General features: G+C 62.4%; 22 protein-coding genes. 15 read left to right on the plus strand and 7 right to left on the minus strand.

The window, feature by feature from the left end; all coding sequences use genetic code 11:
* The first annotated feature begins 41 nt into the window (after positions 1-41).
* The 7 genes from EV664_RS03755 (at position 42) to EV664_RS03785 (ending at position 6,017) form a co-directional block, all read left to right on the plus strand.
* Positions 42-1,442, plus strand: a complete 1,401-nt coding sequence (locus tag EV664_RS03755; RefSeq protein ID WP_133494366.1) for an MATE family efflux transporter — start codon at positions 42-44, stop codon at positions 1,440-1,442.
* Positions 1,443-1,595: 153 nt separating this feature from the next.
* Positions 1,596-1,883, plus strand: a complete 288-nt coding sequence (gene groES, locus EV664_RS03760; protein WP_133494367.1) for a co-chaperone GroES — start codon at positions 1,596-1,598, stop codon at positions 1,881-1,883.
* 114 nt (positions 1,884-1,997) lie between these two features.
* Positions 1,998-3,650 (plus strand): chaperonin GroEL, encoded by a 1,653-nt coding sequence (gene groL / locus EV664_RS03765; protein ID WP_133494368.1) that lies wholly within the window; start codon positions 1,998-2,000, stop codon positions 3,648-3,650.
* A gap of 155 nt (positions 3,651-3,805) precedes the next feature.
* A complete protein-coding gene (locus tag EV664_RS03770; protein ID WP_133494369.1) occupies positions 3,806-4,264 on the plus strand; it encodes a DUF3429 family protein in 459 nt (152 codons plus the stop codon).
* Positions 4,265-4,501: 237 nt separating this feature from the next.
* Positions 4,502-5,011 carry a DUF2975 domain-containing protein gene (locus EV664_RS03775; protein WP_133494370.1) on the plus strand — a complete coding sequence of 170 codons (510 nt, stop codon included), beginning with the start codon at positions 4,502-4,504 and terminating at the stop codon, positions 5,009-5,011.
* Positions 5,011-5,232: a helix-turn-helix domain-containing protein gene (locus tag EV664_RS03780; protein WP_133494371.1), complete on the plus strand. Its 222-nt coding sequence runs from the start codon at positions 5,011-5,013 to the stop codon at positions 5,230-5,232. Before EV664_RS03775 ends, EV664_RS03780 begins: the two co-directional genes overlap by 1 nt.
* Positions 5,229-6,017 carry a hypothetical protein gene (locus EV664_RS03785; protein WP_133494372.1) on the plus strand — a complete coding sequence of 263 codons (789 nt, stop codon included), beginning with the start codon at positions 5,229-5,231 and terminating at the stop codon, positions 6,015-6,017. Before EV664_RS03780 ends, EV664_RS03785 begins: the two co-directional genes overlap by 4 nt.
* An 18-nt stretch (positions 6,018-6,035) precedes the next feature.
* Here EV664_RS03785 and EV664_RS03790 read toward each other — a convergent pair whose 3' ends face one another.
* The gene (locus EV664_RS03790; RefSeq protein WP_133494373.1) at positions 6,036-8,123 is read right to left on the minus strand and encodes an AsmA family protein; all 2,088 of its coding nucleotides are present in this window, start codon (positions 8,121-8,123) and stop codon (positions 6,036-6,038) included.
* Between the two features lie 257 nt (positions 8,124-8,380).
* Here EV664_RS03790 and rpmI point away from each other — a divergent pair, with 257 nt between their 5' ends.
* The 4 genes from rpmI to pheT all read left to right on the plus strand — a co-directional run bounded on the left by rpmI (position 8,381) and on the right by pheT (position 12,752).
* The gene (gene rpmI / locus EV664_RS03795) at positions 8,381-8,584 is read left to right on the plus strand and encodes a 50S ribosomal protein L35 (protein WP_133494374.1); all 204 of its coding nucleotides are present in this window, start codon (positions 8,381-8,383) and stop codon (positions 8,582-8,584) included.
* A 13-nt stretch (positions 8,585-8,597) separates the two neighbouring features.
* Entirely contained in the window at positions 8,598-8,963 is a 366-nt protein-coding gene (rplT, locus tag EV664_RS03800) for a 50S ribosomal protein L20 (protein ID WP_133494375.1), read from the plus strand.
* A 307-nt stretch (positions 8,964-9,270) separates the two neighbouring features.
* On the plus strand, positions 9,271-10,359 hold the full coding sequence (gene pheS / locus EV664_RS03805; RefSeq protein ID WP_188656364.1) for a phenylalanine--tRNA ligase subunit alpha: 1,089 nt from the start codon (positions 9,271-9,273) through the stop codon (positions 10,357-10,359).
* A complete protein-coding gene (gene pheT / locus EV664_RS03810) occupies positions 10,356-12,752 on the plus strand; it encodes a phenylalanine--tRNA ligase subunit beta (protein ID WP_133494376.1) in 2,397 nt (798 codons plus the stop codon). Before pheS ends, pheT begins: the two co-directional genes overlap by 4 nt.
* Before the next feature lie 48 nt (positions 12,753-12,800).
* Here pheT and EV664_RS03815 read toward each other — a convergent pair whose 3' ends face one another.
* Positions 12,801-13,319 carry a GNAT family N-acetyltransferase gene (locus EV664_RS03815; protein ID WP_133494377.1) on the minus strand — a complete coding sequence of 173 codons (519 nt, stop codon included), beginning with the start codon at positions 13,317-13,319 and terminating at the stop codon, positions 12,801-12,803.
* A 129-nt stretch (positions 13,320-13,448) separates the two neighbouring features.
* Between EV664_RS03815 and EV664_RS03820 the strand changes: the two genes are divergently transcribed.
* A complete protein-coding gene (locus EV664_RS03820; RefSeq protein WP_133494378.1) occupies positions 13,449-15,020 on the plus strand; it encodes a peptide chain release factor 3 in 1,572 nt (523 codons plus the stop codon).
* A 169-nt stretch (positions 15,021-15,189) separates the two neighbouring features.
* Here EV664_RS03820 and EV664_RS03825 read toward each other — a convergent pair whose 3' ends face one another.
* Positions 15,190-16,461: a spinster family MFS transporter gene (locus EV664_RS03825; RefSeq protein WP_133494379.1), complete on the minus strand. Its 1,272-nt coding sequence runs from the start codon at positions 16,459-16,461 to the stop codon at positions 15,190-15,192.
* A gap of 98 nt (positions 16,462-16,559) precedes the next feature.
* Positions 16,560-18,926: a TonB-dependent receptor gene (locus tag EV664_RS03830; RefSeq protein WP_229668113.1), complete on the minus strand. Its 2,367-nt coding sequence runs from the start codon at positions 18,924-18,926 to the stop codon at positions 16,560-16,562.
* Positions 18,927-19,060: 134 nt separating this feature from the next.
* On the opposite strand from EV664_RS03830, the gene EV664_RS03835 reads away from it, so the two are divergent.
* On the plus strand, positions 19,061-19,687 hold the full coding sequence (locus EV664_RS03835; RefSeq protein WP_133494380.1) for a TetR/AcrR family transcriptional regulator: 627 nt from the start codon (positions 19,061-19,063) through the stop codon (positions 19,685-19,687).
* A gap of 80 nt (positions 19,688-19,767) precedes the next feature.
* On the opposite strand, the gene EV664_RS03840 is transcribed toward EV664_RS03835, so the two are convergent.
* Together EV664_RS03840 and EV664_RS03845 are read right to left on the minus strand one after the other, a co-directional pair.
* Positions 19,768-20,298 carry a YceD family protein gene (locus EV664_RS03840; protein WP_133494381.1) on the minus strand — a complete coding sequence of 177 codons (531 nt, stop codon included), beginning with the start codon at positions 20,296-20,298 and terminating at the stop codon, positions 19,768-19,770.
* The gene (locus tag EV664_RS03845; RefSeq protein ID WP_133494382.1) at positions 20,295-20,807 is read right to left on the minus strand and encodes a ubiquinol-cytochrome C chaperone family protein; all 513 of its coding nucleotides are present in this window, start codon (positions 20,805-20,807) and stop codon (positions 20,295-20,297) included. The genes EV664_RS03840 and EV664_RS03845 overlap by 4 nt, the downstream gene beginning before the upstream one ends.
* A gap of 118 nt (positions 20,808-20,925) precedes the next feature.
* Between EV664_RS03845 and EV664_RS03850 the strand changes: the two genes are divergently transcribed.
* Positions 20,926-21,393: an outer membrane protein assembly factor BamE gene (locus tag EV664_RS03850; protein WP_133494383.1), complete on the plus strand. Its 468-nt coding sequence runs from the start codon at positions 20,926-20,928 to the stop codon at positions 21,391-21,393.
* Positions 21,394-21,422: 29 nt separating this feature from the next.
* Here EV664_RS03850 and EV664_RS19615 read toward each other — a convergent pair whose 3' ends face one another.
* Positions 21,423-21,545: a hypothetical protein gene (locus EV664_RS19615; protein WP_268237626.1), complete on the minus strand. Its 123-nt coding sequence runs from the start codon at positions 21,543-21,545 to the stop codon at positions 21,423-21,425.
* On the opposite strand from EV664_RS19615, the gene EV664_RS03855 reads away from it, so the two are divergent.
* Complete coding sequence (locus EV664_RS03855; protein WP_133494384.1) at positions 21,544-22,086, plus strand: RcnB family protein; 543 nt, start codon at positions 21,544-21,546, stop codon at positions 22,084-22,086. The two genes, EV664_RS19615 and EV664_RS03855, sit on opposite strands and share 2 nt — an antisense overlap.
* Positions 22,087-22,188 lie beyond the last annotated feature (102 nt).

Raw genomic sequence — 22,188 nt, forward strand, 5'->3', positions numbered from 1 at the left:
TTGCGGCAAACCGCCTCCCGCCTGCTACAGGCCGCTGCATCATGGAATCGCCCGTCATCAGCCATCCGCCGCTTACCGGCAGCGCGCCCGCCGACTGGCGGGGCGAGCTGCGCGCGCTATGGCGGCTCGCATGGCCGCTGGTCGCCGCGAATCTGTTGCAGATGGCAGTCTATGCCAGCGATGTGATCTTCGTCGCGCGGCTGGGTACCGAAGCGCTCGCTGCGGCAACGCTGGGCGTTTATTATTACACCGTGCTGATGTTCGCGCTGATCGGACTGGTCACCGCGGCGTCGCCGGTCATCGCTGCCGAGCTCGGCCGTCGTCGCCATGCGGTGCGCGAGGTTCGGCGCTCGTTCCGCATGGCTTTATGGGTCGGCACCATCGCCGCACTGCCGCTTTTCCCCTTCCTGCTGTTCGGCGAATCCATGCTTCGCCTGCTGGGGCAGGATGCAGCGGCTGCAGCGGCGGCGGGCCGCTATCTCGACATATTGCTGGTCGCGATGATCCCGACCATGGCCTCGGCGGTGCTGCGCATTACCGTGTCGGCGCTGGGTCGCCCCGGCTGGGCACTGGCGGTCACGGCGCTTGCGCTTGGCGTCAACATTATCGGCAACTGGGTGCTGGTGTTCGGAAATCTGGGCTTCCCGGCGCTCGGACTCGAGGGCGCTGCGCTGGCGAGCACGATCACCAGCCTTGCGATGCTCGGCGCCTATATCGTCATCCTGTTCACCGACCGGCATCTGCGCCGCTATCACCTGTTCGGCAATTGGTGGCGGACCGAATGGAGCCGTTTCTGGGAGCTGGTCCGGCTCGGCGTTCCGATCGCGCTGACGATGACGTTCGAAGGCGCGGTGTTCAGTGCCGCAGCCTTTCTGATGGGCCTGATCGGCGTTACTGAGGTCGCCGCCCATGCGGTCGCGCTGCAGATCGCGGCGCTTTCCTTTCAGGTGCCATGGGGCATCGGACAGGCAGCGACCATTCGCGTCGGCATGGCCTATGGCGCGCGCGATCATCGCTGGATCGAAGTGGCCGGGCGCGTGGCGCTGGCCATGGGGATCGGCTTCATGGCGCTGACCGCGGTCGCGCTATGGGTAGCGCCGCGATTCTTCGTATCGCTATATCTGGACGTCAATGACGCCAATGCGCGCACCGTCGCGCTGGCGGTCGAATATCTCGCTATCGCTGCCGTGTTCCAGCTGTTCGACGGGGCGCAGGCAGTCGCGGCGGGCGTGCTGCGCGGGCTTCAGGATACGCGGGTGCCGATGATCATCGCCGGATTTTCCTATTGGGCGGCAGGATTCGGCACCGCCATCCTGTTCGGCTTCACGCTCGGTTATGCGGGTGTCGGCATCTGGATCGGGCTCGCTACCGGACTCGCTTTCGCCGCCGTGATGCTGTGCGGACGCTGGGGCATGCGGGCGCGGCTGGGGCTTTTGCCGTAGCGACAACACGGCTCGGCCCGCACCGTCATCGCAATGCAAATTTTTGTTCCCATACCCGTTGACGACACCGCACGGCGTTCGCATATCCCGTTCCGTTAGCACTCGCATTAGGTGAGTGCTAAAACTCAATTTATGCAGGAAAGGATAGCGCGCATGAACTTTCGTCCGCTGCACGACCGCGTGCTCGTTCGCCGCGTTGAGGCCGAAGAAAAGACGGCCGGCGGCATCATCATCCCCGACACCGCCAAGGAAAAGCCGCAGGAAGGCGAAGTCGTCGCCGCCGGTGCAGGCGCCAAGTCGGAAGATGGCAAGGTGACCCCCCTCGACGTGAAGGCGGGCGACCGCATTCTGTTCGGCAAATGGTCCGGCACCGAAGTACGCGTTCAGGGCGAAGACCTTCTGATCATGAAGGAAAGCGACATTCTGGGCATCGTAGCCTGACGATATCGCTCGCTCCGGCAGCCATGCCGGAGCCGCCCGAAAGGGCGCGCATCTTGAAATCTACCGTTCCCGGCCGTGTCGCCGGGATAACGAAATTACAGAAAGGTTAGTCATATGGCAGCCAAGGACGTAAAATTTTCGCGTGACGCACGTGAACGCATTATGCGCGGCGTCGACATCCTCGCCGACGCAGTTCAGGTGACGCTCGGCCCGAAGGGTCGCAACGTCGTCATCGAAAAGAGCTTCGGCGCACCGCGCATCACCAAGGACGGCGTTTCCGTCGCCAAGGAAATCGAACTTAAGGACAAGTTCGAAAATATGGGCGCACAGATGGTCCGCGAAGTCGCTTCGAAGACCAACGACGTCGCCGGTGACGGCACCACCACCGCAACCGTTCTGGCCCGCGCGATCGTTCGCGAAGGCATGAAGTCGGTTTCGGCTGGCATGAACCCGATGGACCTCAAGCGCGGCATCGACCTCGCCACCAAGAAGGTGGTTGAGGACATTAAGAGCCGTTCGAAGCCGGTTTCGGGCAATCAGGAAGTTGCACAGGTCGGCACCATCTCGGCCAATGGCGACAAGGAAGTCGGCGAAAAGATCGCCGAAGCCATGGAAAAGGTCGGCAAGGAAGGCGTGATCACCGTCGAAGAGGCGAAGGGTCTCGATTTCGAGCTCGACGTCGTCGAGGGCATGCAGTTCGACCGCGGCTATCTGTCGCCGTACTTCGTCACGAACCCGGAAAAGATGAACGTCGAACTTCAGGACCCCTATATCCTGATCTTCGAAAAGAAGCTGACCAACCTGCAGGCGATGCTGCCGATCCTCGAATCGGTCGTTCAGTCGGGTCGTCCGCTCCTCATCATTGCTGAGGACATCGAAGGCGAAGCACTCGCAACGCTGGTCGTCAACAAGCTTCGCGGCGGCCTGAAGGTTGCTGCGGTCAAGGCACCGGGCTTCGGCGATCGTCGCAAGGCGATGCTGGAAGACATCGCTGTCCTGACCAAGGGCGAAGTCGTCAGCGAAGACCTGGGCATCAAGCTCGAAAACGTCACGCTGAACATGCTCGGCACGGCAAAGCGCGTCACCATCGACAAGGACAACACCACGATTGTCGGCGGCGCAGGCGAAGCCGAATCGATCAAGGCACGCACGGATCAGATCCGTCAGCAGATCGAATCGACCACCAGCGACTATGATCGTGAGAAGCTCCAGGAGCGTCTCGCCAAGCTCGCAGGCGGCGTTGCCGTGATCAAGGTCGGCGGTGCCACCGAAGTCGAGGTCAAGGAGCGCAAGGATCGCGTCGACGACGCGCTGCACGCAACCCGCGCAGCCGTTGAAGAAGGCATCGTCCCCGGCGGCGGTACCGCGCTTCTGTACGCAACCAAGGCGCTGGAAGGCGTTACCGGTGAGAATGACGACCAGACCCGCGGTGTGGATATCGTCCGCAAGGCGCTCTACGCTCCGCTGCGTCAGATCGCTCAGAATGCCGGTTTCGACGGCGCGGTCGTTTCGGGCAAGCTGCTCGACGGCAACGACCCGAACATGGGCTTCAACGCCGCAACCGACGTGTACGAAAACCTCGTTCAGGTCGGCGTAATCGACCCGACCAAGGTCGTTCGCACCGCGCTGCAGGACGCAGCTTCGGTTGCCGGTCTGCTCATCACCACCGAAGCAACGGTTGCTGAACTGCCCGAGGACAACAAGTCCGGCGGCGGCATGCCCGGCGGCATGGGTGGAATGGGCGGCATGGGCGGCATGGACTTCTGATCCATGGCGTCGGGGCCGGGACTGCCGGCCCCGCCAACCATTTGCGAAAGATTTGGGCCGGAGGTGGCGACACCTTCCGGCCCTTTTCTTTGGCGCAAGGGGATGCAACGCAGGGACGGCGCAACCCTTCCCCGGGTCGGGCGGTTTGAAGCGGCATGAACCGCGTCGCCGCCCCGCCCATCCCGATCGACAGCCTGATTTTCGGCTATGGCCCGATGCTTCCCTTCATCGCTGCCGCGCTTGCCTGCTGGGCGATGCCTGCCCCATGGCCCAGCATTGCGGTGTGGCTGATGACGATATGGGGTGCGATGATCCTCACCTTTGTCGGCGGCGTCCGGCGCGGATTCGGGTTCGGCTATCGCGGCGCATGCACCGGGGTCGAGATCGCGACGATGCTGGTGTATTTCATTACCGCGGGCCTCGCGCTGCTCCTGCCCTGGCCCGCGCTCTCGGTATTCCTGCTGGCGGCAGGCTTCGCGCTCGCTGCGATCCTCGACACCCGCGCCGCGCTCAAAGGCAATGCCCCTGCCCATTTCGCCGCGCTGCGTATCCCGCAATTCGGCATAGCTACGGTGAGCCTGCTTATCGCGGGGCTGTCGCTTTATTCCCGATAGCGCATCGCGATGCTCCGCTTCACCCAAGCAACCCGGAGACCCCAGCTTTCGCTGGGGGTGACGACTGGTGGCGAGGGTCGCAACATGCGGATAGGTCCACCTCGACGCAGGATATGAGCGGATTTCTCCATCCAGATACGCCTTGATATTTATCGAAAATCGATACTGCTTTATTGACTATCGATAAATTCGAGTTTATCGAAATTCGATAAGAGAGATATCGTAGGTCGATACATCATGAATGTTCTGAAACTGTCGCGCTTCCTTGTGCGGGGATTATTCTGGCTCAACATTCTGGCAGGCGCGGGATTCGTCGCCGTTCTGGCATGGTGGGCGGTGTCGCCGGATGTCATTCTGACGGCGGTAGGTACAAAATACGGTATCGATCAGGCGCCGATGGTGCTGAACTTTATGAGGCTGGCACTCATACTTGGCGCCGTCGCCGCAATTCCCGTTGGCCTGTTGCTGGCTCTGCTATCGCGAATGATCGATACCGTGGGTCAGGGAACGCCCTTCATCACCGCCAATGCCGTCAGACTTCGGAAAATGGCGTGGCTGATCCTGGGTTTTCAGCTTCTCGATCTGCTGGGGGGCCTCCTCTCCTTCTATGCCCAAAAGAACGATATCGACTGGATCGGCTGGAGCCCGTCACTGCTTGGCTGGCTGCTCGTCCTGCTCCTGTTCATCCTCGCCGGCATCTTCGAACAGGGTGTTGCGATGCGCGATGATCTTGAGGGAACGGTCTGATGCCGATCACCGTCAAGCTCGACGACCTGCTCCATGCGCGGCGGATGACGCTTACCGAATTGTCCGACCGGGTCGGCATTACGCTCGCCAATCTTTCGGTTCTCAAGACCGGAAAAGCCAAAGCGATCCGCTTTTCGACCCTCGAAGCTGTTTGCCGCGCGCTCGACTGCCAGCCCGGCGACATTTTCGTTTTCGAAGAAGATGAGGAGACCGAACAATGAAGTGGCTGAAGCATTTTGGAACTGATCTGGTCGGGGCGCATTTCGACGGTGCGCGAACGCTTTATGCGCTGCGCTGGATGTTCGGGGCCATCATCCTTTGGGAGTTCGCCCAGCACGTCGTGGAATATCGCATCGGCATGTTTGAAAATGTCGAGACTGCGCGTGCCGTGCCCATGAACAGTTCGCGCATGATGTTGGGCTGGATCAAGATGCTGTCGGTTTATGTCGGCGGTTTTTTCGTTCTGCGCTACCTTGGAACGGTGCGCGCCAATCGCGCCGTATCAGCGCCGGGCATCGCCTTTCTGCGGTACCTTCCTTATCTGATCTATTCGTTGATCCTGTTTGGAGCACTATTCTACGCCCGCCAATATCTCGCCGAAGACAAGGTGCTGCCCGTCCAGGCCACAATCGGCCTTGGCCAGGTTTTTATCGAGCCGCTGCTGATGGCGTGGATAGTATCGAGCGCAACGGACGGAGCCGTACCCAATCCAATCGCCTCGGCGCGAAGAACCGGCCTGCTCTACCTTTACGCCCTGCCGCTCTTCTTCGTCGGGCGGCTACCGATCAATATCCTTCATCAAATGCTCAATCGCTATGCGGTCGGGCGGGAGCCGATACTGTTATGGCCGATGCTTGTCGTTGATGCGGTGGTTGTGGGTCTGATTGTTGCGATCATTCCCGCTATCTCTGTGCGCGTCGCTATGCGCATCGATGAGCGAACCGCGCGGCGCGAAGAAATCCGGGCTGCAAATGCTCGCCTCGCGACGCCCCTTCCTTCGGCCTGATTACATTTTTCCTCGGCATCAGAAAATGCCGAGGAATTTCTTGCGCTGCTCCTTCTTCTCGCCCTTGTCCTGTTTGCCGTCTTCGCTCGTTGCGGTGGTGCCATTGCCGACATCGTCGCGCTTTTCGCCCTTTGCGGTGCGCTGAGCGCTTGCCTTTGCGCCTGCCAGAACGGGGCCGCAGGCGGTTGCCTTTGCATCGCCGATATCGACGAACGACAGGACCGACGCGACCGGCGTGGCGACCAGCCCCAGGCCTATGGCCGTGCCTGCGCGAGCCAGCAGGTCGCCGCTGATCGGATCGATAGCGGGTTTGGCGAAATAGCCCTTGATCGCGACCGGGGACTGGCCGGAGAACAGCGAGAATTTCTTTGAATCGGCGCGGAAGGCAAGGTCGAGCGCCTCGTTCCGGAAACTGAATCCGCCACGGCCAATCATCACATTCTTCGCAGTGTCGATCAGGATCGGGTCCGCCGCCGCCACGCCATCGCGCACCGTGAAGCCGATCAGCCCGCAATTAATCTCGACCGGCTGTTTCAGCTTATCCTCGAACATCTTCTGGACGAAAGTACCGATATCAATCTCGGCAAGCTGCGCATTGCGCGCCCAGAAGGTGCCTTTGGGCATGATGATGGCGATCCGGCCATCGGCGTTGCTGAGCGATTCATGCACCGAATCGCCCCGCCCGGTGAGCTTCACCCGCGCCTTCAACACGCCGCTGGTCCCCGATTGCTCCACCCCCCATCCGGCGAGCAGGACGCCCATCGGCGTCGGCGACAGGCGTATATCATAATCGGTAACGACAGGATCGCGCCGTGCATCGATGCTGATGTCCGAACTGACATGCCCGCGCGCCATGTCGAAGGTAAGCGGCGACAATTTGAGCAGCCGGTTGTCGAGGTTCAGCGTCAGATCGGCATTCGAAACAGGCAGGTTCGGCGCGCGGATCGTACGCACGCGATAGCGGATTTCGGCATCCACATTGGCGAGCGCGTCGATTCGCAGCTTTGCATCGGGAAGCACACGGGGATGCCCGCCAATTTGCTCGATCGCGCCCTTCGCACCCTGTTCCGCCAGACGGTTGGGGTCATAGCCGATGAACGGCCCGACATCGACGATATCGAGCGTCCGGGTGGAAAGGTCGCCGGTGAGCTTCAACCGTGGCTCGCCCAGCCGAACGGTGAGTTTGCCCGAAAGGTCGCTATCGCCGAATTTGCCTTTCAAACCCGTCAGCCGCCATTCGTCCCCCGCCTTGGTAAAGGCTGTCGTCAGGTGATAGCGGCGCGTATCGGGGATGGGGACGCCCAGCACCGCGAACAGGCTGGCGAGATTCGCGCCGCGCACATCGGCATGCAGATCGGCTCCGTCCAGCTCGGTCGCGCCGGGCAACGTACCGCTGACATCGCCGCGCGCATCGGCAGTCGTCACGCGCATGGCTAGCTGATTGCGCCCGCCCGAAACCGTATCGTCGGGCGAAAGCAGCGCGCCGAGCACGTTGAAGGGGGTTCCGCGCGCCTCCCCCGTCCCCTTGAACCGCAGCGCCTGACCGATGCGCGAACCACTTGTCGCCACGGTATCGAACCGGATGTCGGCACCAAGCTGCCCCTTGGGATCGCTATAGCGAAGCTGCGTACCTGCGAAGCGGGCCCGCGTGATCGTCGGCAGGTCGAGCGGCTTTCCCTTTTCCTTCGGATCGCCAAAGGTCCAGCTGTTGCGCGCATGGTCGGCATCCCATTCGAAATCCACCGTCGCGCCGTCGAGCGCCAGTCGATGGACCCGGCGCTGACCGATCAGGAAACTCAGCGTCGCGATATCGGCATCGATTCGCTGGGCCTGAAAGAAATTGCGCTGCTTCGCCCAGTCGGGGTTGGAAACGCTGAGGCCATCGGCACGAAAATGCACATCAATCGGGTTGAAATAGAATTGAAAGTCGCCAGCCACCTGAACGTTGCGATGCGACAGGCGGCTGGCGATGCTTTCGAACGGGCCTTTCAGGAACCGCCCTTTGGTGATGAAAAGGATCAGCCAGCACAGAAACAACGCGGCGATCAGGCCATACAGGACGCGAATCGCGATCCGTGCCCAACGCGGTGCACGGGCGGGCACCATCGGCGGAATGCGGGACCATGTCCGGCTTGCACGATCGCGCCACCGGGCGGTAACGCTGTCTGGCGAAGCAGAAGCATGAGCATTGTTCATTCGCGATAAAAGCGCCGGCAGGGCATGAGTTCCGCACGCTCCTCGCTTGCCAAGACGAAGCGGTTACGCTATGCGCCCGCCTTTCCGCGCGACCATTAAGGAACTGGCCGGCCATCAAGGGCTGCCGAGTCCGTTCGCAGGCCGCGCATCATGCGAAAGGAGACAAAATGCCCAAGCTCAAGACGAAGAGCGGCGTTAAGAAGCGCTTCAAATTCACCGCCACTGGCAAGGTGAAGCACGGCGTGGCCGGCAAGCGGCACCGCCTTAGCAGCCATAACGCCAAATATATTCGCCAGAATCGTGGCACGTCCGTGCTTTCCGATTCGGATGCCGGTCATGTGCGCCTCTGGGCGCCGTACGGCCTGAAGTAAGGAGTAACGGACCATGGCACGCATCAAACGTGGTACGACCACCAAGGCGAAGCATAAAAGGATTCTGGATCAGGCGAAGGGCTATTATGGCCGTCGCAAGAACACGATCCGTATCGCACGTCAGGCCGTCGAAAAGGCCGGTCAGTACGCCTATCGCGACCGTAAGGTTAAGAAGCGCAATTTCCGCGCGCTGTGGATTCAGCGCATCAATGCGGGCGTTCGCGCAGAAGGCCTGACCTACAGCCAGTTCATGCACGGGCTGAAGCTCGCCGGTATCGATCTGGACCGCAAGGTTCTGGCCGACATCGCAATGCATGAAGGCGAAGCGTTTAGCGCCATCGTCGCTCAGGCGAAGGCGGCTCTGCCTCAGGCCGCTTAAATTTCGGCCTGACAGCGACGCGCTAAAAAAGGGGCGCGGGTGGAACTGCCACCCGCGCCCTTTTCGTATCTTCAGGCCGGTTGCCCTCCCCGTAATCCCGCGCAAGCGGGAATCCAGAAGCCGCAAGCAAGCGTCAGGTTGCTCTGGACCCCCGCGTTCGCGGGGATACGACAGGGAAGCGACTGTCACCTATTCGTACGGAAAATTGCGCCATGGGTTGATCTTGCACGCGGCTTAGGCTTCGAAGCGGACCAGCCTAATCTTTCCGAACTTTTCGCTCGTTAAGGCCGCATGGCCGGATGGAGACATGATCTTGGACACCGATCTCGACCAGCTTCGCGAGGATTTGCTCGCCGCGATCGACACCGCCGCCGGGCTGGAGGCGCTCGACGCGGTGCGCGTCCATGCGCTGGGCAAGCAGGGCGTCATCACCGCCATGCTGAAATCCTTGGGCAAGATGACGCCCGAAGAGCGTCAGGAAAACGGCCCACGCATCCACGCGCTTCGCGAGGCGGTGACCGACGCCATCGCTGCACGCAAGGAAAAGCTCGAAAATGCGCAGCTTGAGGCGCAGCTCGCCGCCGAACGCATGGACATGACGCTGCCGGTCGATGCCGTGCGCCCCGGAAGCATCCACCCGGTGAGCCAAGTGATGGACGAACTCGCCGAAATCTTCGCTGATCTCGGCTTCGCGGTCGCCAGCGGGCCCGAGATCGAAGACGACTGGCACAATTTCACCGCGCTCAACATCCCTGAGACGCACCCGGCGCGCGCGATGCACGACACCTTCTATTTCCCGAAAGGCGAAGATGGAAAGCAGGCGCATCTGCTGCGCACCCACACCTCGCCGGTGCAGATCCGCACGATGATGCAGGGCAAGCCGCCGGTGCGCATCATTGCGCCGGGCCGCGTCTATCGCAGCGACAGCGACGCCACCCACACGCCGATGTTCCACCAGATCGAAGGACTGGTCATCGACAAGGGGATTACGCTCGGCCATCTAAAATGGACGCTTGAGACGTTCCTCAAGGCGTATTTCGAGCGCGACGATATCGTCCTGCGCCTGCGCCCCAGCTATTTCCCCTTCACCGAACCCTCGGCAGAGGTCGATATCGGCTATTCCTATGAAAAGGGTCGCCGGGTCGTCGGCGGGTCGGAAGGCTGGATGGAAGTATTGGGCAGCGGCATGGTGCACCCCAATGTCATCAAAGCGTGCGGCCTCGATCCCGACGAATGGCAGGGCTTTGCCTTCGGCACCGGCGTCGACCGGCTTGCCATGCTGAAATATGGCATGGACGATCTGCGCCCGTTCTTCGACGGCGATCTGCGCTGGCTGCGCCATTACGGATTTTCCGCGCTTGATATTCCCACCTTGTCCGGAGGAGTCGGGGCATGAAGTTCACGCTTGGCTGGTTGAAACAGCATCTCGACACCGATGCCGATATCGACACGGTCGCAGAAGCGCTGACCCGCATCGGTCTTGAGGTCGAGGGGATCGAAAATCCGGGCGAAAAGCTTTCGGATTTCATCGTCGCGCGGGTGCTGGAGGCAAAGCCGCATCCGGACGCCGATAAATTGCAGGTGCTTTCGGTCGATGCCGGCGGCGAACCGCAACAGGTGGTGTGCGGCGCGCCCAATGCGCGCACCGGCCTGATCGGCGTATTCGGCCCTCCCGGTGCCTATGTTCCCGGTTCCGATTTCACGCTGAAGGTCGCTGCGATTCGCGGCGTGACCTCGAACGGCATGATGTGTTCGGTGCGCGAGCTGGAACTGGGCGATTCGCATGACGGAATCATCGAACTTAGCGAAGACGCGCTTGGCGCGGTCGGCACGCCCTATCCCGAATTTGCCGGGCTGAACGATCCGGTCATCGACATCGCGATCACCCCCAATCGGCAGGATTGCATGGGCGTTCGCGGCGTCGCGCGCGATCTGGCGGCGGCGGGCCTCGGCACGCTGAAACCGCTCGATCAGGTCTATGCCGAGTTCGGCGGCACCGCCCCGGTCGAGGGCGAAGGCGACGGGCCGGACATCGCAATCGAGGATCAGGAAGGCTGCCCGGCTTTCTATGCCCAGCGCGTTTCGGGCGTCGCCAATGGCGAAGCACCCGAATGGATGAAACGCCGCCTGACCGCGATTGGGCAGCGGCCGATTTCGGCACTGGTCGACATCACCAATTTCGTGATGATCGATCTTGGCCGTCCGCTGCACGTCTATGATCTGGCTAAGCTCGACGGCGGACTGGTCGCGCGCAAGGCGAAGCCGGGCGAGAGCGTGGTTGCGCTCAACGAAAAGGCCTACACGCTTGATGAAACCATGACCGTCATCGCCGATTCCTCGGCGGTGCACGATATTGGCGGCATCATGGGCGGCGAACATTCGGGCGTTGCCGATACGACCAGCGACGTGCTAATCGAATGCGCCTATTTCACCCCCGAAGCGATTGCGAAGACCGGGCAGAAGCTGAACCTGACGAGCGACGCGCGCCAGCGGTTCGAACGCGGTGTCGATCCTGCCTTTCTTGACGAAGGGCTGGCGATCGCCACGCGGCTGGTGACCAGCCTGTGCGGCGGCAGCGCAAGCGGCATCACCCGCGCGGGCAATCCGCCTGCTGAGCCGCGCAGCGTTGCCTTCAAACCCGAAATGGCGCGCACGCTGGGCGGGATCGACCTCGATACCGCGACGCAGACCGACATTCTTACCCGCCTCGGCTTCGAAATAAGCGCGGACGGGACGCAGGCGATTGTCCCGACATGGCGCCGCGACGTTACCGGCCCCGCCGATCTGGTCGAGGAAGTCGTCCGCATCCACGGCATCGACAATGTGCCGTCACAGCCGCTGCCCCGCCCCGCAGGCGTGGCGCAGCCGACCGCGACATGGGAGCAGAAGCTGGAGCGCAAGCTGCGCCGTGCAGCCGCCACGCGCGGTTTCCATGAAGCGATTACGTGGAGCTTCATTTCCGAAAGCGATGCGGCGATCTTCGGCGGCGGCAACTGGACGCTCGCCAATCCGATCAGCGAGGATATGAAGGTCATGCGACCTTCGCTCCTCCCCGGCCTGCTGACCGCCGCGCAGCGCAACCTTGCGCATAGCGAGGACAGCGTTCGCCTGTTCGAACTCGGCCGCCGCTATATCGGCGATACCGAACATCCGACGCTGACACTGGTCATGGCAGGCGATGCCGCGCCGCGTTCCTGGCGCACGGGCAAGGCGCGCAGCTTCGACGGCTATGATGCCAAGGAAGCGGCGCTCGCTTTGCTGGAAGCAGCGGGCGCGCCGGTCGCCAATCTGCTGGTGATGGGCGATGCGGGCGATGCCTGGCATCCGGGCCGGTCGGCGACGCTGCGGCTGGGGCCGAAGAACGTGCTCGCGACGTTCGGCGTGCTGCATCCGCGCGTGCTGAAGGCGCTCGACCTCGATGGACCGGTTGCGGCGGTGGAAATCTTCCTCGACGCAATTCCCGAAAAGCGGTCGACCGGGTTCCTGCGCCCCGCCTACACTCCGGCACAGCTTCAGCCGGTGACGCGCGATTTCGCGTTTCTGGTTGATGCCGACATGACCGCCGACACGCTGATCCGCGCGGTGAAGGGCGCGGACAAGAAAGCAATCACCGATGCGCGGCTGTTCGACGTCTTCACCGGCGCGGGCGTGGCAGAGGGCAAGAAGAGCCTTGCCATCGAAATCACCCTGCAACCCGGTGACAAGAGCTTCACCGATGAAGAGCTCAAGGCAATTGCCGACAAGGTCGTTGCAGCAGCGGCAAAGCAGGGCGCAACCCTGCGCGGATAAAGCCTGCCCCGCCCCGCCGGAACATCCTCCGGCGGGGCGAGCAGCACGCTATTCGGTGTCGGCCGCCCGTTCGAACACCGTCACCTGCGCATCGCGATAGTCGCGTTCGTCGATCGCGCGATAGCTGAGTCGCTGGGCCAGCCGGATCGACGGCAGGTTGCCCGGATCGATGATGCATACCGTGCGCTGCGCCCCGAAATTTTCCCGATACCAGTCATGCACCGCGCGCATCGCTTCATAGGCGAAACGACGTCCCTGATATTCGGGCATCAGCGCCCAGGCAGCTTCCGGGCTGTCATCGAATTCAGGACCGAAATCGCGCTGGAAATGCGACAGACCGCCTTCACCGACAAAGGCTCGGTTCGACCGGTCGATCCAGGCGAACATGCCATAGCCCTGATCTTCCCAAAGCGACACCTGAACCGCGCGGCGCTTCTCGCGCTCCTCGCGGGACAAAGGCGCGCCGCGCCACAGCGCGCCGATTTCGGTTTGCGCCCATAGCAGGTGCACATTTTCGAAATCGTCCACCGTGAGCGGACGCAGGATTAGCCGTTCGGTCTCGATCATGGCGCACGGCTATAGCGAGGGCGATTAACGGCGCAATAACGGGCTTTCGCAATATTGATCGGCTGCGGGACGGCGCGATACCCGCTGCCGCCATTGCCGTTTTGCACCGCAGCCCCTAAACGCCCGGCCATGAACCAGATTCCCGATCGCCGTACGTTCGCGATCATTTCGCATCCTGACGCGGGCAAAACCACGCTGACCGAAAAACTGCTGCTGTTCGGCGGCGCGATCCATCTTGCCGGTGAGGTGAAGGCGCGCGGGCAGGCGCGGCGCGCGCGCTCCGACTGGATGAAGATCGAGCAGCAGCGCGGCATTTCGGTCACCTCGTCGGTGATGACGTTCGAGCGCGAAGGCATCACCTTCAACCTGCTCGACACGCCGGGGCATGAAGACTTTTCCGAGGACACGTACCGCACGCTGACCGCAGTCGATTCGGCGGTGATGGTGATCGACGTCGCCAAGGGCATCGAAAGCCAGACGCGCAAATTGTTCGAAGTCTGCCGCCTGCGTTCGGTGCCGATCATCACCTTCGTCAACAAGGTCGATCGCGAAGGGCGTGAGAATTTCGAGACGCTGGACGAGATCGCCGACCTGCTCGCGCTCGACGTCACGCCGATGACTTGGCCCGTGGGTCTGGGTGGTCAGTTCGAAGGCGTGTACGACCTTGTCGGCAACCGGCTGCTGCTGCCCGAAGGGCCGAGCCGCGAATTTCAGGGCAAGGTGATCCAGACCAGCGGGCTCGACGATCCGCAGCTCGACGAAATCCTGTCGGCGCAAGGGCTTGCCAAGCTGCGCGAGGATGCCGAACTTGCCATGGCGGGCTATGCGCCCTTCGATGTCGAGGCGTATCGCAATGGCGATCTGACGCCCGTTTATTTCGGGTCGGCGCTAAAGCAATTCGGCGTCGATGCGCTGATCGGCGCGCTTGCCGAACACGCCCCGCCGCCGCGTCCGCAGCCCGCCGAACCCGCGCCGGTCGACCCGATGAACGATGAAGTCACCGGCTTCATCTTCAAGGTGCAGGCGAATATGGACCCCAATCACCGCGACCGCATCGCGTTCATGCGGCTGTGTTCGGGCACGTTCAAGCGCGGCATGAAGCTGACCCCGACGGGTCATGGCAAGCCGGTAGCGATCCATTCGCCGATCCTGTTCTTCGCACAGGACCGCGAGCTAGCCGAAGAGGCGTTCCCCGGCGACATTATCGGCATCCCCAATCACGGCACGCTGCGCGTCGGCGATACGATGAGCGAAAAGGCGCAGGTGCGATTTACCGGCCTGCCGAACTTCGCGCCCGAAATCCTGCGCCGCGTCGCGCTGAAAGACCCGACCAAGACCAAGCAGCTTCGCAAAGCGCTGGATGACATGGCCGAGGAAGGGGTGACGCAGGTCTTCTACCCCGAAATCGGCGCGAATATCGTGATCGGTGTGGTGGGCCAGCTTCAGCTGGAAGTGCTGATTTCGCGGCTGGAGGCGGAATATAAGGTCGCGGCGGGGCTGGAAATGGCGCCCTATGAAACCGCGCGCTGGGTGTCGGCCGCCGACCCCAAAACGCTGAAGGATTTCACCGACATCAACCGAAGCGCGATGGCGAAGGACCGCGACGGCAACCCCGTCTTCATGGCAAAAAGCGCGTGGGAAGTCGGCTATGTCGCCGAACGCTATCCCGACGTGAAGTTCGCCGCGACCCGCGAAAGGTGATGCTGCCGGGGCGGCGCTACGCCACGTTGCAATACGCTTCCCCATTCGTCATCGCGAGGGGCACAGCGACGAAGCGATCCAGAGCGACAACGCATGCCGCTCTGGATTGCCGCGCCCCTTCGGAGCTCGCAATGACGATGGTGCGGCAGATTGGGCGAGTGCCCGGGCGTTACGCCTCTCCCTCTACCCAGTCGCGCTTGAGCGAGCGGATCGCGAGCAGCACCAGCACCGCCGCCACCAGATACAGGCCGACACAGATGATCGCCGCATAGCGCAGCGAATCCACGCCATAGCCGCCCTTTAGCTGGTCCGAAATCGCGCCCATCAGCCAGGGGCCGATGCCCAGCCCCAACAGGTTGTTGATCATCAGGAACGCGCCCGACGTGCCCGCACGCATCCGGGCAGGTGCCAGATGCTGGCTCGCCGTCACCAGCGGCCCCAACCACAGCGTATTGAACGAATTGGCGAAGATCAGGAAACACCATGCAAGCACCGGCGAGGTGGTGAGCAGTCCGGCCATGAAGAGCGGCGCGGTCAGCACCCACGCGATGGCGGGCACGCGGGCGTACCAGGCGCGGTCACTTGCCGCGAGCTTATCGGAAACCACGCCGCCAAGGAACATCCCCGCCGTACCGCCGATCAGCAGCAGCGACGCCATGAACTGTCCGACCTTCACCAGCTCTCCCGGCTGGGTCCAGCCGAATTGCACCGCGATAATCTTCGGCACCCACAAAGCAAGGCCATATCCGGCCATCGAGCTGCACCCCGCCCCTGTAGCCAGCAGCCAGAAGGCCGGTTTGCGCGAAAGAATGCCGAGCACGGCGAGCATCGGTTCGCGCACGCCCTCCGGCTTCGGCATCGGCTTGTCACGCACGATCCACAGAAAGACAGGAGCGACCAATATCCCGGCGATACCGACGGTAATGAACGCCGCCTGCCAGTTGACGTTCGCCGCGATATAGGCGCCGAGCAGAACGCCCGACCCCAGCCCGATCGGGATGCCGAGCGAATAGATGGCGATGGCGCGCGCCCGCTCCTTCACCGGGAAATAGTCAGCGATCAGCGCATAGGACGGGGCGACGCCGCCCGCCTCCCCCACACCCACGCCCAGCCGGTACAGGAACAGCGACCAGAAGCCCCACGCCGTGCCGCACAGCGCAGTGAACCCGCTCCACACCACCAGCGATCCTGCAATCACCCGGCTTTTGCCCACCTTGTCGGCGAGCAGCGCCAGCGGAACACCCAGCACCGAATAAAGAATGGCAAAGGCTGTCCCACCGATAATGCCGAATTCGCTGTCGCTCAGCCCCAGATTTTCCTGAATGGGTACGGCGAGAATGCCCAGGATCTGGCGATCGAGAAAGTTGAAGGTGTAAACGACAAGCAGCATCGCCAGCACCAGCCAGCGGTTGCGATGCGCCACTTTCGGCTTATCGGTCATGCGCGCTCCTATCCTCCCCTGACACGCGCCCGGCTTTTGCGCCGGGTCGCTTTCGTAAATCAGGTATGCCGTACCTGCCTAGCACGGCTTTGCCCGGATCAGAACCTGAAACCAACGGTTGCGAAAATCTGGCGTTGATTGCCGTAAAAGGCGGTCAGCGTCCCCTCCCGCCCCAGATTACCGACCGGCAGGCCGTTTGCACCCGGAATGATCGCACCCGTCACCGGATCGGCGTTCACGAACGTATAGCCCGATGTCTTGTAGCGTTCATCGGTGATGTTCTTCGCATGCACACCCAGCGTCCAGCGATCGCCCGGCGCGGTCCACACAATGCTCGCATCGAGCAGCGCATAGCCCTTCTGATCGATATAGGGATTGGGGATTTCGAACTGATAGGTTTTGCTGCGATAGGACAAAGTCGATCCGGCATAGATCGATCCGCCCGCGACCGGCGCGGTATAGCTTAGCGTGCCGCTCGCCGTCCATTTGGGCGTATTCTGTACCTTGCGATAGTCGGCAACATCGGTGGGAACACCGCCGATATTGGTGACATATTCATCATATTTCGCATCGATAAAACCGATTGCGGTGTTGAAATTCACCCGGTCGCCGCCGGCGAACAGGTCGCGCGCCAGTCGGGCGCGGCCTTCGAACTCCACGCCCTTGAACGTCGCCTTGCCCGCATTGGAGACCACGCCGCAAAATGTCGAAATCCCCCCGACGGTGCAGGCGACCGATCCGGGTATCTGCACATCGGTATAATCGGCATAGAATCCGGCCAATGCGAGATAGAGGGCATTGTCGAAGAAACTGCCCTTATACCCGACCTCATAGCTGTCGACCGCTTCGGGATCGAAGCTGAGGAAGGACGTGACTTCGGCTTCCGACACCACGCCGTCGCCGTTCAGATCGGGCGCATTGACACCCACCCCGCGCGGATCGAAGCCGCCGCCCTTGAACCCCTTGGAATAGCTTGCATAGAGGTTCGAATCGGGCGTGGGTTCGAAACTGATCGACACGCGCGGCGTGAATTTGTCGAATGCCTTGCTGCCCGAAAAGTTGGTGCTTGGGGCACCGGAGGCGACACCCGCTCCGCCGAACACCGGCGAGCCGCCGCCCAGATAATTCTGCCGCAAAATGTCCGCGTTACGCTTGTCCCACGTATAGCGCCCGCCCGCAGAGATGCTCAGCCGGTCGGTCAGGTCAAAGGTAAGATCGCCGAACACCGCATAGGTTTCGGTATCGACATCGGCTTGCGTAAACGCGGTCAGCCCGGCGAGTGTCGTGAACAGCCGGACATCGAACTGCGTATCCGCGCTGGCGTCGAGATAATAGAAACCGAGCAGCCCGTGAAGCCGGTCGCTATCGTACAGAAGCTGGAATTCCTGACTGATCTGTTCGTTGCGATAATAGGCCGGCACATCAAGATCGACCGCAGGCAGCGCGTCGAAATCGATGGGTGAGGCGCTGTCATCCTTTCGCCATGCACTGATCGACCGCAGCGTGATCGCGTCATTCAGGTCGATCGTCGCATTGATCGCAAAGCCATAGGCTTCGACATCCTGTTTCGGATCGTTCAGCCCGCCGCGCGTGTCATACACATCGTCCAGTACCGGTGCGCCCGACAATTGGCCGGGGATCAGGCGATGCCCGCCGCGCGCATTGCTCTTGTCACGGGTATAGTCGCCCGAAATACGGATCAGCACCGGCTGGCCATAGCCGCCAATCTCCACCGTGCCGCGCGCGCCCCAGATATCCTTGTTATAATTATCCTCGCCCGTCGTCAGGTTCTTGCCGAACCCGCCACGCGACAGGCGCGCGCCCGCCGCACCGACGCGGATAATGTCGTTGATCGGCGTGCTGGCGCTGACCACCAGATCGGCCTGATCATAGCTGCCATAGCTTGCCCGCGCGCTGACCATCGGCTGATCGGACAGCGGGCGGGTGACATATTTCACCGCGCCGCCGATCGTGTTGCGGCCATAGAGCGTACCCTGCGGCCCGCGCAGCACCTCGATCCGTTCGACGTCATAAATGTCGAGGACCGCCGCCTGTGGCCGGTTGAGATACACATCGTCGAGATAGATGCCGACGCCCTGTTCGAACCCCGAAACGGGGTCCTGCTGCCCGACGCCGCGAATGAACGCGGTCAGCGTGTTGTTGGTGCCGCGCGACGGCTCCAGCGTGGTGTTGGGCGTGGTCTGCGCGATATCGGTGATGTCCATTGCGCCCGACCGGCTGAGATCCTCGCCGCTATAGGCAGTGACTGCGATCGGCACTTTCACCAGCGATTCGGCGCGGCGGCGCGCGGTGACGATAATCTCGCCCTCACCGCTATCGGCAGCCTCCGCGCTTTGCGGGTCGGGGGTTTCGGTCGACTGCGCCTGCGCGCTGCCGGCGATAAGGGCGAGCGCAGCTGCTCCCGCCATGTACGAAAGACGTGCGGAACGAAGCGTCAAAAGCATCGGATTTTCCTCTCCTTCGCACCCCCGGCTATGGTTGCCGGGTTGTGCCTGATCGGAGGACGCTATACTGAAACCTGAACCGGGTTTCAACTTCGAACATCATCCGGGTGCGTAATGGCGTGGGAGAAGGGTGCATGAACGCGACCAGAGCGGCGAGCAGCGGCAAGGAACCGCGCACCGAACGCGGGCGCAGGACATTGCGCGCGCTGCTCGATGCGGCGGCGGAAGAATTTGGCGACAAAGGGTTTCACGAAGGATCGATCAGCGGGATTACCCGCCGCGCAGGGGTAGCGCTCGGCACCTTCTACACCTATTTCGATTCGAAGGATGCGATCTTTCGCGCACTTGTGCGCGACATGTCGGGTCAGGTGCGCGACACGGTCGCGCCCGCGCTCCGGTCGGCGGGAGATCAGATTGCGGCGGAGCGTGCCGGACTATTGGAATTCGTCCGTTTCGTTCGGGCGCACAAGGAAATCTATCGAATCATCGACGAGGCCGAATTCGTCGATCCCGAAAGCTTTCGCGCGCATTACGCGAACACCGCCGACCGTATCAAAGCCCGTCTTCAGGCCGCAAGCGAACGCGGCGAACTGCGTTCCGGCATGTCCGAAGTCCATGCCTGGGCGATCATGGGAATGAACGTGTTTCTCGGCTTGCGCTTCGGCGTGTGGGACGACAGTGAGGATGCGGAGCGAATTGCCGATCAGGTCGCGCAGCTGCTGGCGTGCGGAATTGGGGTGGAGGGAAGCCAGGGCAGTTAAGAAAGCTGTTGCGCGCGAAGTTCCCGCCGCTCTGTTACGTTTCGCGCTGCGTCTGTTTCCTGAAAACCGACCTGCGCCGTCTACCCTTTTTTACCTCCCAGCTTATCGCGAAGGCCGGCCAGTGCGCCGAACGGTCCCGCCTCATCCTCGCGCAGAACGCCTGCTTCGCGCAGCACGTCCTCAGCATTGTCGCTTCTTGGGAACGGGTCGAGGGCGAGCGCCATGGTTTCGGCAACCGCTTCGCCCATGTCGATCGTGCCGCCATCGTAAAAAATCGTATCGCAATCGTCTTGCTCCAGCTCGATCTCTTCCTGATCGGGCGCGGCGGCGGGGACGAATCGGACGGTGAAATCCTCCTCCACCTTCGCGGGCACCGGGCCGCCGGTTGCGATACAGGCCTGCTCTGCCTTTGCGCTGACATGGCCGCTCGCGGTCACCACCTGCCCGTCGCGATCCAGCCGGTAGCGCGCCTCCAGCCCGGAAAGGCTGAGCAGGCCGAAGCGCTCTTTCAGCGCATCGCGCTCGTCCGGTTCGGCCGCAATGCTGATCTCGCCGCGAGCGCCGCCGATCTGATCGAGGCGGTGCGGACGGCTGAATTCGGGTGCGGTCATTCGGGCAACTCTCCTTGTTCGATGCGGGCGAGCGGCAGCTCGCCTAGCGCCGCGCGAAACCGTGCCAGCCCGCCCGCGACATGCGCGAGCGCCGCCGCGTCAGGCGCCTCGCCGCGATACAGGTTGCGCACCAGCGCGGGCGAAAGATCACCCATCGCCAAGCCATCGCGATAGGCGCCGAGCCGTCCGCCGAGCATCCCCATCATCTTGCCGATATGCTTTCCGACAACGATGTCGCCAATGCCGATCTCGCGAAGCTGTCCGTCCATATCGTCGACGAAACGCTCGGTAATATCGACGCCGAGGCGCGATTCGCGGTCCTTCGCCTCGATCGCCAGCAATACCATGCACAAAATGGCAGCGATCATGTCGAATCGCCCGTCGACCGTATCGGCAACCGCGCCTTCGATATACCAGTGCGGCGCACGGCCGCGCGCAACCACCGCATCATATAATGCAGCGCCGCTTTTCCGGTCGGATGCGCCGAACAGCCTGCCGATCAATCCCATTCGCTCCCCTTATCGCTATCGCGGCCCTTGTGGCACAGCGCCTTGCCGCATATTGAGGGCGCGGGCGCATGATGCAATGCGCCGCTGGCCGATTGCGGGGGCGCTGGAGAATTTGTCGATGTCGCGTTTGTTGAAATCCATTGCCCTTGGCGGCGCGCTGGCCGGTGCGGCGCTTACCGGCGGATGTGCCAAGGTGCAGGCGCATCACGGCTATGTCTTCGACGCCGATCTGGTGAATGCGGTGCAGCCGGGCGTGGACGATCGCGATTCGGTCGCGACCATGCTGGGTCAGCCGACGCTGACCGGCGAGTTCAACTCGCCCGAATGGTATTATTGGGGCCGCAACACGAACAGCCTTGCCTTTACCCGTCCCGATCCGACCAGCCAGACCGTGGTTCGCATCCGCTTCGACAAGAACGGAACGGTTGCCGCTGTCGACAAGATGGGCATGGAGCAGGTCGCGCAGATCAATCCGACCGATGAAAAGACGCCGACTCTGGGACGCAAGCGCGGCTTCTTCCAGCAATTGTTCGGCAATATCGGCACGGTGACGCCGGGCGGCATGGGGCAGCAGCCGCCGCAATAATCCTTCGGGGCCGATCGGGCAGGCCCCTTTCATTTCGCTGACAATGTCATTCCCGGCGGGTTCAGCACGACGCTGCGATATTCCTCCTCATGAACGGCGTGCGGGCATTTTTCGGCCCGCTTGCCCGCAATGCTGAGGAGGGAAGCATCCATGCGGAATTTTTTGATGGCCGGCCTGATGGCGGCGGTAGCGCTGCCCATGGGGGCAGCGCCTGCACTGGCCCAGTCGCACCATGGCGCGCGGCATCATGATCGCGACCATCAGCGGCGGGCCAATCGCCACGAACGACGCGCCGAAGTGCGCCATCACCGGCGCGAAGTCAGGCGCGACCGGCGCCATTATCGCCGTGAGCGGGCGCGCGACATCCGCCATGACCGGCGGGTTGTACGGCACGACCGGCGCGCGGCTCAGCGCCGCTGGAGCCGCTATGCCTGGCGCGACTATCGCCGCAGCCATCGGTCGATCTATCATCGCGGCCGCTGGAACGCGCCGTTCCGCTATCACCGATTCCGCCCCGGCGTCCGCATCCGGCCGGCCTATTTTTCCAGCCGCTATTATATCGGCGATCCCGGCTATTTCCGCCTGCCCCCTGCCAGCCGGTTTCAGCGCTGGGTCCGCCATTACGACGATGTGCTGCTGATCGACGTCCGCACCGGTACCGTGCTTCGGGTCTATCGCGACTTTTTCTGGTGATCGGACAAGGTGCGGCCGCTTCGGCCGCACCGACGATACGCGGCCGGCGCGGCCGGGTGCGTGGTTAACACCAGTCCTGAAAGGGTTAAGGACCGGAGCGCC

It is taken from the genome of Stakelama pacifica (assembly GCF_004361835.1).
Lineage (GTDB): Bacteria > Pseudomonadota > Alphaproteobacteria > Sphingomonadales > Sphingomonadaceae > Sphingomonas > Sphingomonas pacifica.